Origin of the sequence: Salmonella sp. SAL4457, assembly GCF_046548235.1 — a bacterium.
GTDB lineage: Bacteria > Pseudomonadota > Gammaproteobacteria > Enterobacterales > Enterobacteriaceae > Salmonella > Salmonella enterica.
Window position 1 is genome coordinate 1 of record NZ_JBGDZO010000855.1, and the last position, 256, is coordinate 256.

General features: G+C 72.7%; 1 protein-coding gene. It reads right to left on the reverse strand.

Features of this window, described 5'->3' with window-relative positions; genetic code table 11:
- On the reverse strand, positions 1-256 hold a 256-nt coding region (locus tag ACLJNW_RS26610), incomplete at both ends, for a pyruvate kinase (protein WP_410961568.1).

Sequence of the window (256 nt, forward strand, 5' to 3'; positions counted from 1 at the left end):
GGCCGGGGACGCCGTCGAAGGTTCCCGGAGCGATGACCAGGGGGGCGCCCGGCTCGAGCACCAGCGGCTGGTGGTCCTTCAACAGGCCGGTGCGAATCTTCGGCCCCGACACATCCTGCAGGATCGCGACCTGGCGCCCGGCCTCGGCCGCGGCGGCGCGGACGAGCGCAATCACGTCGCCGTGCCCGGTGTGGGTGCCGTGCGAGAAGTTCAGCCGGAACACGTCCACCCCGGCAGCCACGAGATCCCGGATGGC